General features: G+C 65.2%; 12 protein-coding genes and 1 pseudogene. 7 read left to right on the forward strand and 6 right to left on the reverse strand.

The annotated features are described in order from the left end of the window. From SF06_RS08795 to SF06_RS08805, 3 genes are all read right to left on the reverse strand, one after another. Positions 1-1440: a LutB/LldF family L-lactate oxidation iron-sulfur protein gene (locus SF06_RS08795; RefSeq protein ID WP_039560866.1), complete on the reverse strand. Its 1440-nt coding sequence runs from the start codon at positions 1438-1440 to the stop codon at positions 1-3. Beyond that, positions 1437-2258, reverse strand: a complete 822-nt coding sequence (locus tag SF06_RS08800; RefSeq protein WP_039560867.1) for a (Fe-S)-binding protein — start codon at positions 2256-2258, stop codon at positions 1437-1439. Before SF06_RS08800 ends, SF06_RS08795 begins: the two co-directional genes overlap by 4 nt. A 66-nt stretch (positions 2259-2324) precedes the next feature. Next, positions 2325-4019, reverse strand: a complete 1695-nt coding sequence (locus SF06_RS08805) for an L-lactate permease (RefSeq protein WP_039560868.1) — start codon at positions 4017-4019, stop codon at positions 2325-2327. A gap of 267 nt (positions 4020-4286) precedes the next feature. Between SF06_RS08805 and SF06_RS08810 the strand changes: the two genes are divergently transcribed. Beyond that, positions 4287-5066, forward strand: a complete 780-nt coding sequence (locus SF06_RS08810; RefSeq protein ID WP_027589006.1) for a GntR family transcriptional regulator — start codon at positions 4287-4289, stop codon at positions 5064-5066. A gap of 12 nt (positions 5067-5078) precedes the next feature. Here SF06_RS08810 and smpB read toward each other — a convergent pair whose 3' ends face one another. Next, complete coding sequence (smpB, locus tag SF06_RS08815) at positions 5079-5561, reverse strand: SsrA-binding protein SmpB (RefSeq protein WP_027589005.1); 483 nt, start codon at positions 5559-5561, stop codon at positions 5079-5081. 171 nt (positions 5562-5732) lie between these two features. Between smpB and SF06_RS08820 the strand changes: the two genes are divergently transcribed. Further along, a complete protein-coding gene (locus SF06_RS08820) occupies positions 5733-6167 on the forward strand; it encodes a type II toxin-antitoxin system RatA family toxin (protein WP_027589004.1) in 435 nt (144 codons plus the stop codon). Next, the gene (locus tag SF06_RS08825; protein WP_039560870.1) at positions 6160-6477 is read left to right on the forward strand and encodes an RnfH family protein; all 318 of its coding nucleotides are present in this window, start codon (positions 6160-6162) and stop codon (positions 6475-6477) included. The genes SF06_RS08820 and SF06_RS08825 overlap by 8 nt, the downstream gene beginning before the upstream one ends. 14 nt (positions 6478-6491) lie before the next feature. On the opposite strand, the pseudogene SF06_RS08830 reads toward SF06_RS08825, so the two are convergent. After that, a pseudogene (locus SF06_RS08830) lies at positions 6492-6851 on the reverse strand (outer membrane protein assembly factor BamE); the annotation flags it as partial. Between the two features lie 93 nt (positions 6852-6944). Between SF06_RS08830 and fur the strand changes: the two are divergent. Next, positions 6945-7349, forward strand: a complete 405-nt coding sequence (gene fur, locus SF06_RS08835) for a ferric iron uptake transcriptional regulator (protein WP_027589002.1) — start codon at positions 6945-6947, stop codon at positions 7347-7349. A gap of 129 nt (positions 7350-7478) precedes the next feature. On the opposite strand, the gene recN is transcribed toward fur, so the two are convergent. Further along, positions 7479-9152 (reverse strand): DNA repair protein RecN, encoded by a 1674-nt coding sequence (gene recN / locus SF06_RS08840; RefSeq protein WP_027589001.1) that lies wholly within the window; start codon positions 9150-9152, stop codon positions 7479-7481. A 162-nt stretch (positions 9153-9314) separates the two neighbouring features. Between recN and grpE the strand changes: the two genes are divergently transcribed. The 3 genes from grpE to dnaJ all read left to right on the forward strand — a co-directional run bounded on the left by grpE (position 9315) and on the right by dnaJ (position 13139). Further along, the gene (gene grpE / locus SF06_RS08845; protein ID WP_039560872.1) at positions 9315-9878 is read left to right on the forward strand and encodes a nucleotide exchange factor GrpE; all 564 of its coding nucleotides are present in this window, start codon (positions 9315-9317) and stop codon (positions 9876-9878) included. A 97-nt stretch (positions 9879-9975) separates the two neighbouring features. Further along, the gene (gene dnaK / locus SF06_RS08850; RefSeq protein ID WP_039560873.1) at positions 9976-11892 is read left to right on the forward strand and encodes a molecular chaperone DnaK; all 1917 of its coding nucleotides are present in this window, start codon (positions 9976-9978) and stop codon (positions 11890-11892) included. Positions 11893-12011: 119 nt separating this feature from the next. Continuing rightward, complete coding sequence (dnaJ, locus tag SF06_RS08855; RefSeq protein WP_027588998.1) at positions 12012-13139, forward strand: molecular chaperone DnaJ; 1128 nt, start codon at positions 12012-12014, stop codon at positions 13137-13139. Positions 13140-13161 lie beyond the last annotated feature (22 nt).

Consider the following 13161-nt stretch of genomic DNA (forward strand, 5'->3'; position numbering starts at 1 on the left):
TCACTTGCCCTCCAGGTGCTGTTTCGCCAGTTCGTGCAGCGAACGGGCCGCCGGTTTCGGGGCGGCGTGGTTCTGCGCCCAGGGGCCGATGTTCGGCGTCAGGCTGCGCAAGCGGGTGGCGAAGAAACCGAACAGCCGATAGAGCAGCGGAGAGGTGTTGAGCAGTCGCCAGCCCTGCCAGACCAGGCGTTCGGTCGCCGAGTACTTGCTGCCCTGGCCACGCATGACGCGGTGCGGGTCGTCGGGCTTCTTGATGTTCTCCTCACGCAGGCGGCGCAGCAGCGCGGGGATCGGAATCTTCACCGGGCAGACCTCGCCGCAGGCGCCGCACAGCGACGACGCGGAGGGGTGGTCCGGGGTGTTTTCCAGGCCCATCAGGTGCGGCGAGATGATCTTGCCGATCGGTCCCGGATAGACAGTGCCGTACGCCTGTCCGCCGATGCGCGTGTACACCGGGCAGTGATTCATGCAGGCGCCGCAGCGGATGCAGTTCAGCGTCTGGCGCAGCTCGCCGTCGGCGAAGGCCTGGCTGCGGCCGTTGTCCAGCAGCACCAGGTGTACTTCCTGCGGGCCGTCCAGTTCGTCGGCGCGGCGCGGCCCGGAAATCATGTTGACGTAGGTGGTGATGCCCTGGCCGAGGGCCGAGCGGGTCAGCAGCGAGAGCAGCGGCACCACGTCGCGCAGGTTTTCCACCACCTTCTCGATGCCGGTAACGGCGATGTGCACGGGCGGCACGCCGGTAGACATCCGGCCGTTGCCTTCGTTTTCCACCAGCAGCAGGGTGCCGGTTTCCGCCACCGCGAAGTTGACCCCGGAGACGCCGATGTCGGCCGCGAAGAACTTCTCGCGCAGCACGCGGCGGCCGGTCTGGATCAGCGTGTCGACGTCTTCGGTGTAGTCGATGCCGAGAGTGTCGCGAAACAGCGAGCCCACCTGGCGGGCGTTCTTGTGGATCGCCGGCATGATGATGTGGGTGGGCTTCTCGTGGTCGAGCTGGATGATGTACTCGCCCATGTCGGACTCGAGGGCCTCGATGCCGTGGCCTTCGAGGAAATGGTTCATCTCCATTTCCTCGCTGACCATCGACTTGCCCTTGATCACCTGCCGGGCCTGGTGGGCCTGGGCGATCGCCAGGACGATGGTGTTGGCCTCGTCCACGGTCTCGGCCCAGTGCACCTTCACGCCGTTGCGCGTCAGGTTGGCTTCCAGGCGCTCCAGCAGCTCGGGCAGCTTGGACAGCGCGCGGGCGCGCACATGGTTGCCCATCTCGCGCAGGTGCTCGCGCTCGTACTCGTCGGGCATCGAGGCCAGGCGCTTGGCCATCAGCGAGTCCATGGCCGAGCGCATGTTGCCGCGCAGCTGGCTGTCGCCCAGCGCCTGGCGGGCGTTGCGCTTCAGGTCACGGCTGCTCAGTTCGACGACGGGGATGCGCTGGCTCATGGACGGCCTCCGGTGCGCTGCCAGAGGAAACTGGCCAGGTGCTGGCCGCGCAGCGGGCTGTCCTGCAGTTCCAGCGAGCCGTTGATGTTCATCAGACAGCCGCAGTCGGCGCTGATCACTTGCGCGGCGCCGGAGTCCTGCAGGGCGCGGGTCTTGTCGCGCACCATGGCGCCGGAGATGTCCGGCATGCGCACGCTGAAGGTGCCGCCGAAGCCGCAGCATTCGCTTTCATGGTCGTGCTCGACGCGCTCGACCCGCTGCAGCTGGGCGAGCAGGGCGCGGCCGTGCAGGTGGGTGTTCATCTCGCGGCGCGCCGAACAGGAGGTGTGCAGGGCGACCTGGACCGGTTCGCCCTGGTCCTGCAGCTCGACCTGGCAGACATGCAGGAGGAATTCGGCCAGCTCGAAGGTGCGTTCGGCCAGCGCCTTCACCTGCGCCAGGGTCTCGGGCTCGTCCTTGAACAGTTCCGGGTAGTGATGGCGCAACATGCCGGCGCAGGAGCCGGACGGCACTACCACCGGCCAGTCGTTGGCGAACAGCGCCAGTTGTGCGCGCGCCACCTTGCGCGCTTCCTCGGTGTAGCCGCTGGTGTAGGCCGGCTGGCCGCAGCAGGTCTGCTCCTGGGGGAAGTGCACACGCAGGCCTTCGCGTTCGAGCAGGCGGATGGCGTCCAGGCCGGCCTCGGGGAAGAACAGGTCGACCACGCAGGTGCCGAACAGGTACACCTGCTGCGGCTTGGCCGGATACTGGCGCGGAGTGGGCAGCGGCGGCGCCACGCGGGTGGCGTTGGGGGCTGCGTCGTAGAAGAGGTCGCTCATCGGCTTGGCCCGGTTGAGTGTTGCGGGGGACCTGTCCGCTTGGGGCGGAACAGGTCCGGTTATGCCTTACACGCCGACCAGCGGGTCGGTGATGCCCAGCACGTAGATCGCGATCAGGGTCAGCAGGCCCGAGATCAGCAGGTAGTACAGGGTCGGCCAGATGGTACGGCGCAGGGTGGTGCCCTCGCGACCCAGCAGGCCCACCGTGGCGGAGGCGGCCACCACGTTGTGGATCGCCACCATGTTACCCGCGGCGGCGCCGACTGCCTGGGCGGCGACGATCATCGCACTGGAAACGCCCAGGCTGGTGGCGACGCCGAACTGGAACTGGCTGAGCATCATGTTGCTCACCGTGTTGGAGCCGGCGATGAAGGCGCCCAGCGCGCCGACAGTCGGCGCCAGCAGCGGGTAGATGCCGCCCACGCTGTCGGCCACGAAGCGCGCCATGGTGATCGGCATGCTGGCCAGCTCGGCGCCGTTGACGCCGGAGTTGATCAGGATGCGCACCATCGGCACGGTGAACAGCAGCACGAAGCCGGCGCCGAGCAGCACCTTGCTGGATTCGCCCAGGGCCGCGCCCAGCTCGCGGACCTTCATGCCGTGCAGGAAGAAGGTGGCCAGCACCACCAGCACCAGGATGCCGCCGGGCAGATACAGCGGCATGAAGTCGGCGTTCACGCCGGTTTCGCCGAGCAGGTTGGGGAACAGCAGCACCACGGATTTCATGAAGGCGCCGACTTCCGGCACGGTGCGGCTGAGCACCAGCAGGGCGCCGACCAGCACGTAGGGCAGCCAGGCGCGCAGGGTGCTCATCGGTTTGGCGGTCAGCTCGTCAAGCTTCATCTCCACGCTGCCGAGCCACTCGCTGGGCCACTCGCGGGCGTCGGCGAAGTCCCAGGTCTTCTTCGGTACCAGAAAGCCCCGGCGCGCGGCGAAGGTGACAATGGCCAGGCCGATCAGCCCGCCGAGCAGCGAGGGAAATTCCGGGCCGAGGAAAATGCCGGTGAGGGCGTAGGGCACAGTGAAGGCCAGGCCGGCGAACAGCGCGAACGGCAGCGCCTCGAAGCCGGCTTTCCAGCTTTTTTCCTTGCCGAAGAAACGTGTCAGCATCAGCACCATGATCACCGGCATCAGGGTGCCGGTCAGCGCGTGCAGGATCGCCACTTCATTGGTGATCAGCTGCAGGAAGGCGTCCCAGCTGGATTGCTGGGCGACCAGCTGGGCGCCGATGGTGGCGGTGTCCAGGCCGCCGTTGATGCCGATGATGATCGGCGTGCCGACCGCGCCGAAGGACACCGGTGTGCTCTGCACCATCATGCCGAGCATGACGGCGGCCAGCGCCGGGAACCCGATGGCCACCAGCAGCGGAGCGGCAATCGCGGCCGGAGTGCCGAAGCCGGAGGCGCCTTCGATGAAGCAGCCGAACAGCCAGGCGATGATGATGGCCTGGATGCGGCGGTCAGGGCTGATGGTGGCGAAACCCGCGCGGATCGCGGTGATGCCGCCGGAATGCTTGAGGGCGTTGAGCAGCAGGATGGCGCCGAAAATGATCCACAGCACACCGGCGGTGATCACCAGGCCCTGCAGGGTGGAGGCCAGCACGCGGTTGAAGCTCATGTCCCAGACGAACAGCGCGATGCCTGCGGTGAGCAGGAACACCACTGGCATGGCGCGGCGTGCGGGCCAGCGCAGGCCGATCAGCAGGATGGCGGCGAGCAGGATGGGCGAGAAGGCGCACAGGGCGAGCAATCCGTTCGACATGGTCAGGCTCCTCGCGCGAGGTGCAGGCGCAGGGCCGCAGGCATGGAAGCGGTGTGCTGATGCATAGCAGAGTCCTCGTTATTGTTTTTGTAAATTGGTAATACCAATTACGCGTTGCGAGTGGTCAGGCTACGCAGTGACGGTTTGCCGCGTCAATCCTGTGCAGATAGACGTAGGTCGTAGAAAGGGCCCTTGCTGGGGACCTTTGCGAATGGTTAGGCTTTGATCCGACGAAAAGTGGTCAGGCCAATTTTGCGGAGAGCAAGTGTGGAGCTAAACAAGGTGCGCCAGCGTCGGCTGGCGGACGACATCGTGGCCCAGCTGGAGGCGATGATCCTCGAGGGAACCTTCAAGGTCGGGGAGCGGCTACCGGCGGAGCGGGCGCTGGCGGAGCAGTTCGGCGTGTCCCGGCCTTCATTGCGCGAGGCGATCCAGAAGCTGGTCGCCAAGGGTTTGCTGACCAGTCGGCACGGCGGCGGCAACTATGTGGCGCAGACCCTGGGCAGCACCTTCAGCGACCCGCTGCTGCAGCTGCTGGAGAACAACGAGGATGCCCAGCGCGATCTGCTGGAGTTCCGCCATACCCTGGAGGGCAGCTGCGCCTATTACGCGGCTCAGCGGGCCACTGAGGTGGATCGCCAGCGGCTGACGGAGGCCTTCGAAACGCTGCAGGCGTGCTATGACCGTGATGTTGTCTGCCGTACCGAGGAGGGCGCCGCCGATGCCGGGTTCCATCTGGCAATTGCCGAAGCCAGCCACAATGCAGTGCTGCTGCACACCATGCGCGGGCTGTTCGATCTGCTCAAGCGCAACGTGGTGACCAACATCGGCGGCATGTATGCGTTGCGCGACGAGACCCGCCAGATGCTGATGAGCCAGCACCGCGAGCTTTATGAAAGGATCATGGCGCGCCAGGCCGAGCAGGCGCGCGAGGTGATTCACCGGCACATCGACTATGTGCAGGAAGTCCTGGCGGAGGGGCGGGAAGAGGCGCAGCGGCTGGCACGTGCGCAGCGCAGGCACCGGGAGCGGACCCTGCTTACCTGAGGCGGGAGTGGATCAGGCGTCCTTGCCCTTGCTGCGCATGGCGCGTTGGATATCACGATCGGCGTCACGTTCCTTCTCGGTGTGGCGCTTGTCGTATTCCTTCTTGCCCTTGGCCAGGGCGATCTCGCACTTGACCAGGTGCTGCTTCCAGTACAGCGACAGGGCGACGCAGGTGTAGCCCTTCTGCTGGACGCCGCCGGTGATCTTCTCCAGCTCGCGCGCATGCAGCAGCAGCTTGCGCGTGCGCGTCGGATCGGCGATCACGTGGGTGCTGGCGGTCTTCAGTGGCGTGATGTGGCAACCCATCAGCCAGGCCTCGCCATCCTTGAGCAGGATGTAGCTGTCGACCAGCTGGGCCTTGCCGGCACGCAGGCTTTTAACTTCCCAACCGGCCAGGGCCAGGCCGGCCTCGAACTTCTGTTCGATGAAATAATCGTGCAGCGCCTTTTTGTTCTGCGCGATGCTGCCCTGCTGTTGTTTCTTTTGCTTAGCCATAGGGCGCGCATTATAGGGACTGGCGGCTGCGCTGGCGACTGTCCACGCAGCTTTTCAGGCGTGCTCCTGCGTGTGACCGGGCGCATAGAACTTGAGGGGGCAAAACGAATCCCCGACAATGCGGTCTGTTACGCGCACCCTCCGGGTGCCGGTCCGCAATGAAGGCTCTGCATGACGACGCATATTCAACGCTCGGCGCTGCTGCCGTATCCGGCGCAGGCGCTGTACGATCTGGTCAACGATGTTGCGAGCTATCCGCAGTTCCTGCCCTGGTGTTCGGCCAGCGAAGTGCTGGAGAGCGACGCCGGTCAGATGCGCGCCAGCCTGACGGTGGCCAAGGGCGGCGTCAGCCAGCGCTTCATCACGCGCAATCAGCTCACGCCCGGCGAGTCCATCGTCATGGATCTGGAACAGGGGCCGTTCAAGCAGCTGCACGGTGTCTGGCACTTCAAGGCGCTGACCGACAAGGCCTGCAAGATCAGTCTGGATCTGGCCTTCGACTATGACGGGCCGTTGATCAAAGCCACGCTGGGGCCACTGTTCAACCAGGCGGCCAACACGCTGGTCGATGCCTTCTGCCAAAGGGCCAAGCAACTCCATGGATAAGTCGAATCAGATTGCCGTCGAGGTCGTCTATGCACTGGCCGAGCGCCAGAAGCTGCTGCGCCTGAGCGTGCCGGTCGGCACCACGGTGCGCGACGTGGCCCTGCGCTCCGGCATGGAAGTGTTCTTCCCGGAGCTGGATCTGCACACCTGTCCGCTGGGCATCTTCGGCAAGGCCGTCGCCAAGCCGGAGGAGCGGGCCGTGGAGGAGGGAGAGCGTGTGGAAATCTACCGCCCGCTGATCGCCGACCCCAAGGAAGTGCGCAAGCAGCGCGCCGCGAAGGCGGCGCAGGCGAAGGCCGAACGGCCTTAATTGCGCGGGCTGCTGCCCAGGATGGCTTCGTCCCGGCTTTGGCCGGGGCGGAAGTCGCCGGAAATGGTGGTCAGGCGATCCTGAGCGTCGAATTCCAGGCTGACACGTTCCTGGCGTCGCTCGCCGCCGCCGGGCTGGATGCTGTACAGATAGTCCCAGCGATTGGGGTGGAAGGTATCGGTAATCATGGGGTTGCCCATGATAAACCGCACCTGGCGCCGGGTCATTCCGGGACGCAACTGATCTATCATGTCCTGCGTCACGACATTGCCCTGCTGGATGTCGATCTTGTAAACGCCAGGGAAGGAACAGCCGGCAACTGCCAAGAATGCCGTCAGGCTGAAACTGGAAAGCAGGAGCTTGGTGTTTTGCATCGGGGGCTGACTTCCACTATCTTGGCCGGGAATTCGAGGCTCCGGATCATACCCGCATGACGGATGCTGCGAAACAGAGCATGAGAAACTGACATGGTAGAAAACAACGAATTGCGCAAGGTTGGCCTCAAGGTCACCCTGCCGCGCGTCAAGATCCTGCAGATGCTGGATACGACCGATCAGCGCCACATGAGTGCCGAAGATGTGTACAAGGCACTGATGGAAGCGGGCGAGGATGTCGGCCTGGCCACCGTCTACCGGGTCTTGACCCAGTTCGAATCGGCCGGCCTGGTAACTCGTCACAATTTCGATGGCGGCCATGCGGTCTTCGAACTTTCGGATGGTGAGCACCATGACCACATGGTCTGTGTGGAAACCGGTGAAGTGATCGAATTCATGGACCATGAGATCGAAAAGCGCCAGCGCGAAATCGTCGCCGAGCACGGCTACGAGCTGGTGGACCACAACCTGGTGCTGTACGTACGCAAGAAAGCCTGACCGGCGCGCAACGGTTCCGATAAAAGGCGACCCCAGGGTCGCCTTTTTCATTGGCGCGTTGGCACGGCACCCTGCAGGAGCGAATTGATTCGCGAGCGGACAAGTCCGCTCCCACGGCGCAGCCGGGCCTTATTCCTGCGCGTTGGCCAGCAGCTTCGCGGCGTGGGCCAGGGATTCGTCGGTGAGGTCGACCCCGCCGAGCATGCGCGCGACTTCCTCGATACGCTGCTGGCGCTCCAGGTGCGCTACGGCGGTGCTGGTGTCCGAGCGGCCGCGCTGCTTGTGCACGAACAGGTGCTGATGCCCCTGTGCGGCGACCTGCGGCAGGTGGGTCACGCACAACACCTGGCCGCGTTCGCCCAGGCGGCGCAGCAGCTGGCCGACCACTTCGGCGGTCGGGCCGCCGATGCCGACGTCCACTTCGTCGAACACCAGCGTCGGTACGCGCGAGGTCTGCGCGGTGATGACCTGGATGGCCAGGCTGATGCGTGACAGTTCGCCGCCGGAAGCCACCTTGGCCAGGGCGCGCAGCGGCTGGCCGGGGTTGGCGCTGACCAGGAATTCCACCTGTTCCAGCCCGGCCGGATGCGGTTCGTCCGTGGCGTTGGCACGCAGCTCGATCTGAAAGCGCCCGCCGGGCATGCCCAGGCGCTGCATTTCCACTTCCACGGCCTTGCTCAGTTCGCTGGCGGCGCGATGACGCAGCGCGCTGAGTTCCTCGGCCTTCTCCTGATAGTGACGGGCATAGGCAGCCAGCTCTTCGGTCAGGCGATCCTGAGCCTGGTCATCGGCGTTCAGGCTTTCCAGCTCCTCCAGCAGTCGCTGCTGCAGCTCGCCCAGTTCGCCGGGCTGCACGCGATGCTTGCGGGCCAGGGTATAGATGCTGTCCAGGCGCTCCTCCAGCTGTTGCTGGCGCTCGGGATCGGCATCGAAGTGGTCGATGAAGCGGTTCAGCTCGCCGATGGCTTCCTCGACCTGGATCTGTGCGCTGGCCAGCAACTCGACGGCGCTGGCCATGGCGCCGGCGTTCGGGCTGAAGGCGGTCAGCCGGTTCAGACTGGCGTTCAGCGCGGACAGCACGTTGCCGGCGTCGCTTTCACTGCACAGGTCCAGCACCTGGCGGCAGGCGCCGAGCAGATGCTCGGCGTTGCTCAGGGTCTTGTGTTCTTCTTCCAGCTGCTCCAGTTCCTGCTCGCCCAGCGCCAGCGCTTCTAGCTCCTCGAGCTGGTAGCTGAGCAACTGGTGGCGGGCGCGCTGTTCGTCGCCGCTGCTGGACACCCGTTCCAGCTCCTGACGGGTCTGCCGCCAGCGCTGCGCGGCGAGCAATACCTGACGGGCCAGCTCGCCGGCGCCGGCATAGGCATCCAGCAGGCGGCGGTGGGTATCGGTCTTGAGCAGCGACTGGTGTTCGTGCTGGCTGTGGATGTCGATCAGCAGTTCGCCGAGCGCCTTGAGGTCGCCCTGCGGACACGGCGTGCCATTGATGTAGGCGCGCGAGCGACCTTCAGCGGTGATGACCCGGCGCAGGATGCACGGGCCGTCCTGCTCCAGGTCGCGCTCGCGCAGCCAGGCCTGGGCTTCGGGAATCTGCGAGACGTCGAAGCTGGCGAGAATGTCCGCCTTGTCGGTACCGGGGCGTACCACGCTGCTGTCGGCGCGATCGCCCAGCGCCAGGCCGAGCGCGTCGAGCATGATCGACTTGCCGGCACCGGTTTCGCCGGTGATGACGCTCATGCCGCTGCGCAGTTCCAGATCCAGTTGATCGACGATGGCGTAGTTGCGAATGGACAGATGGACCAGCATGGAAGGCTCCCCAGGTTCGCCAGGCTGGCTATTTATACAGTGGTCGGTGAGTCGCCTTCAAGCATTTCTCCGCTCCCCCTTGAAGAAGGTTTCACCGTCCCCATATAGGGCTGCATTCGGCGCCGGCCCGGCCGGCATCCCTTCGTCTAGAGGAGACCCCCAATGGTGGATGAACAGAACCTGGAAACCCCCAACGCCGAACCGTCCGCCGGCGAGCAGGGCACCGAGGCGTTGCAGGCGCGCGTGCTGGAGCTGGAAGAGCAGCTGGCCGCCGCCCAGGATCAGGTGCTGCGCAGCGCCGCCGATATGCAGAACGTGCGCCGCCGCGCCGAACAGGACGTGGAAAAGGCCCACAAGTTCGCCCTGGAAAAGTTCGCCGGCGATCTGCTCGCCGTGGTCGACAGCCTGGAGCGTGGCCTGGAGCTGACCCGTCCGGACGACGAGGCCAGCAAGGCGGTGCGTGAAGGCATGGAGCTGACCCACAAGCTGCTGCTCGACAGCCTCAAGCGCCACCAGCTGGAGCAGCTCGATCCGCAGGGCGAGCCCTTCAACCCCGAGCATCACCAGGCCATGGCGATGGAAGAAAGCGCCACGCTGGAGCCGGGCAGCGTGCTCAAGGTGTTCCAGAAGGGCTACCTGCTCAACGGTCGCCTGCTGCGCCCGGCGATGGTCGTGGTCAGCAAGGCACCGGCCGACACGCCGTCTTCGATCAACGAAAAGGCTTGAAATCCATCGGGCCGACCCCATCTGTTTCACCAAGCACATTTGAGCCGCGGCGGCCCTGGCGGGGACGCAGGCACCACCCGATTCTGGAGAATTGAAAATGGGAAAAATCATCGGTATTGACCTGGGGACCACCAACTCCTGCGTCTCCATCCTGGAAAACGGCACCGCCAAGGTCATCGAGAACGCCGAAGGTGGTCGTACCACCCCGTCGATCATCGCCTACACCAACGATGGCGAAATCCTGGTCGGCCAGTCCGCCAAGCGCCAGGCGGTCACCAACCCGCACAACACCCTGTTCGCCGTGAAGCGCCTGATCGGTCGTCGCTTCGACGAGGACGTGGTGCAGAAGGACATCAAGCTGGTCCCCTACAAGATCATCAAGGCCGACAACGGTGACGCCTGGGTGGATGTGAAGGGCCAGAAGATGGCGCCGCCGCAGATCAGCGCCGAAGTGCTGAAGAAGATGAAGAAGACCGCCGAAGACTACCTCGGCGAGCCGGTCACCGAAGCGGTGATCACCGTGCCGGCCTACTTCAATGACAGCCAGCGTCAGGCTACCAAGGACGCCGGTCGCATCGCCGGTCTGGACGTCAAGCGCATCATCAACGAACCGACCGCAGCGGCCCTTGCCTACGGCATGGACAAGTCGCGCGGTGACCACACCGTGATCGTCTATGACCTGGGTGGCGGTACCTTCGACGTGTCGGTGATCGAGATCGCCGAAGTCGACGGCGAGCACCAGTTCGAAGTGCTGGCCACCAACGGCGACACCTTCCTGGGTGGCGAAGACTTCGACATGCGCCTGATCGACTACCTCGTCGACGAGTTCAAGAAGGAGTCGGGCATGGACATCAAGGGCGACGCCCTGGCCATGCAGCGCCTGAAGGAAGCCGCCGAGAAGGCCAAGATCGAGCTGTCCTCCGCGCAGCAGACCGACGTCAACCTGCCGTACATCACCGCAGACCAGACCGGTCCGAAGCACCTGAACGTGAAGATCTCCCGCGCCAAGCTGGAGTCGCTGGTCGAGGATCTGGTGCAGCGCACCATCGAGCCGTGCCGCACCGCGCTGAAGGACGCCGGCATCGACGTGGGCAAGATCGACGAGGTGATCCTGGTCGGCGGCCAGACCCGCATGCCGCTGGTGCAGAAGACCGTTGCCGAGTTCTTCGGCAAGGAACCGCGCAAGGACGTCAACCCGGACGAAGCCGTGGCCATGGGTGCCGCCATTCAGGGCGCCGTGCTGGCTGGTGACGTGAAGGACGTGCTGCTGCTGGACGTCACCCCGCTGACCCTGGGCATTGAGACCCTGGGTGGCGTGATGACCCCGCTGATCGACAAGAACACCACCATCCCGACCAAGAAGTCGCAGGTGTTCTCCACCGCCGACGACAACCAGGGCGCGGTGACCATCCACGTGCTGCAGGGCGAGCGCAAGCAGGCCGCGCAGAACAAGTCGCTGGGCAAGTTCGACCTGGCCGACATTCCGCCGGCGCCGCGCGGCGTGCCGCAGATCGAGGTCACCTTCGACATCGACGCCAACGGCATCCTGCACGTGTCCGCCAAGGACAAGGCCACCGGCAAGCAGCAGTCCATTGTCATCAAGGCCAGCTCCGGTCTGTCCGATGACGAGATCGAGAAGATGGTGCGCGACGCTGAAGCCAACGCCGAGGAAGACCGCAAGTTCGAAGAGCTGGTGACCGCGCGCAACCAGGGTGATCAGCTGGCCCACGCCAGCCGCAAGATGATCACCGAGGCCGGCGACAAGGCCACCGCCGAGGAGAAGTCCGCCATCGAAGCCGCCATCGCTGCCCTGGAAGTCGCCATCAAGGGCGACGACAAGGCCGAGATCGAGGCCAAGATGAGCGCGCTGTCCCAGGCCACCGCGCCGCTGGCGCAGAAGATGTACGCCGAGCAGGCCCAGGCCGAACAGGCTCAGCCGGCCGACGGCAAGGCCAAGGACGCGGGTGACGACGTAGTCGACGCCGAGTTCGAAGAGGTCAAGGACAACAAGTAAACGTCACGTTTGCTTCCGCCTCATGCGCGTGACCGTGTTCGCGCGCCCCTGACTCGCCACGCGGGAGCCCTCTCCCGCGTTGGCGTGTCTGGAGGGTGTGTCAGAGGAATTCGAGAGAAATGGCGAAACGAGACTATTACGAAGTGCTGGGTGTCGAGCGGGGCGCCGACGACGCCGAGCTGAAGAAGGCCTATCGACGCCTGGCGATGAAGTACCATCCGGATCGCAATCCGGACGACAAGGCGGCGGAAGAGAAATTCAAGGAGGCCAACGAGGCCTACGAGGTGCTCTCCGATGCCAACAAGCGCGCGGCCTACGATCAGTACGGCCATGCCGGTGTCGATCCGCAGATGGGTGGCGCTGGCGCGGGCTTTGCCGGCGGCGCCAGCTTCTCCGACATCTTCGGTGACGTGTTCAGCGACTTCTTCGGGGGTGCCCGTGGGGGCCAGCGTGGCGGCCCGCAACGGGGCAGCGACCTGCGCTACACCCTGGAGCTGAGCCTGGAAGAGGCGGTGCGCGGCACCACGGTGACCATTCGCGTGCCGACCCTGGCCAACTGCAAGACCTGTGGCGGCTCCGGTGCCAAGAAGGGCAGTAGCCCGACCACCTGCAGCACCTGCGGCGGCATCGGTCAGGTGCGTATGCAGCAGGGTTTCTTCTCGGTGCAGCAGACCTGTCCGCGCTGCCATGGCAGCGGCAAGATGATCACCGACCCCTGTGGCGACTGCCATGGCCAGGGCCGCGTCGAGGAGCACAAGACCCTGTCGGTCAAGGTGCCGGCCGGTGTCGATACCGGCGACCGCATCCGCCTGGCGGGCGAAGGCGAGGCGGGCGCCCAGGGCGGTCCGAGCGGAGACCTGTACGTGGTGGTCAACGTGCGCGAGCACGACATTTTCCAGCGCGACGGTCGCGACCTGTACTGCGAGGTGCCGATCAGCTTCGCCGACGCGGCGCTGGGTGGCGAGCTCGAAGTGCCGACCCTGGATGGCCGGGTCAAGCTGAAAATTCCGGAAGGCACCCAGACCGGCAAGCTGTTCCGCCTGCGCGGTAAGGGCGTGACCCCGGTGCGTGGCGGCAGTGCGGGCGACCTGATGTGCCGGGTGGTGGTGGAAACACCCGTCAAGCTCGACAAGCATCAGCGCGAGCTGCTCGAAGAGTTCCGCCGCAGCCTGCAGAGCGACAGCTCCCATTCCCCTCGTGCCAGTGGCTGGTTCGAGGGCATGAAGCGGTTCTTCGACGATCTTTGAATCCTGCGCCGGCAGCGGGCAC

Source organism: Pseudomonas flexibilis, assembly GCF_000802425.1.
GTDB classification, from domain to species: domain Bacteria; phylum Pseudomonadota; class Gammaproteobacteria; order Pseudomonadales; family Pseudomonadaceae; genus Serpens; species Serpens flexibilis.

What these genes read in the sequence shown, in the direction of transcription:
- SF06_RS08795 (WP_039560866.1), bottom strand. Translation starts at nt 1,440, where the DNA reads ATGAGCCAGCGCATCCCCGTCGTCGAACTGAGCAGCCGTGACCTGAAG.
- SF06_RS08800 (WP_039560867.1), bottom strand. Translation starts at nt 2,258, where the DNA reads ATGAGCGACCTCTTCTACGACGCAGCCCCCAACGCCACCCGCGTGGCG.
- SF06_RS08805 (WP_039560868.1), bottom strand. Translation starts at nt 4,019, where the DNA reads ATGTCGAACGGATTGCTCGCCCTGTGCGCCTTCTCGCCCATCCTGCTC.
- smpB (WP_027589005.1), bottom strand. Translation starts at nt 5,561, where the DNA reads ATGGCTAAGCAAAAGAAACAACAGCAGGGCAGCATCGCGCAGAACAAA.
- SF06_RS08820 (WP_027589004.1), top strand. Translation starts at nt 5,733, where the DNA reads ATGACGACGCATATTCAACGCTCGGCGCTGCTGCCGTATCCGGCGCAG.
- SF06_RS08825 (WP_039560870.1), top strand. Translation starts at nt 6,160, where the DNA reads ATGGATAAGTCGAATCAGATTGCCGTCGAGGTCGTCTATGCACTGGCC.
- fur (WP_027589002.1), top strand. Translation starts at nt 6,945, where the DNA reads ATGGTAGAAAACAACGAATTGCGCAAGGTTGGCCTCAAGGTCACCCTG.
- recN (WP_027589001.1), bottom strand. Translation starts at nt 9,152, where the DNA reads ATGCTGGTCCATCTGTCCATTCGCAACTACGCCATCGTCGATCAACTG.
- grpE (WP_039560872.1), top strand. Translation starts at nt 9,315, where the DNA reads ATGGTGGATGAACAGAACCTGGAAACCCCCAACGCCGAACCGTCCGCC.
- dnaK (WP_039560873.1), top strand. Translation starts at nt 9,976, where the DNA reads ATGGGAAAAATCATCGGTATTGACCTGGGGACCACCAACTCCTGCGTC.
- dnaJ (WP_027588998.1), top strand. Translation starts at nt 12,012, where the DNA reads ATGGCGAAACGAGACTATTACGAAGTGCTGGGTGTCGAGCGGGGCGCC.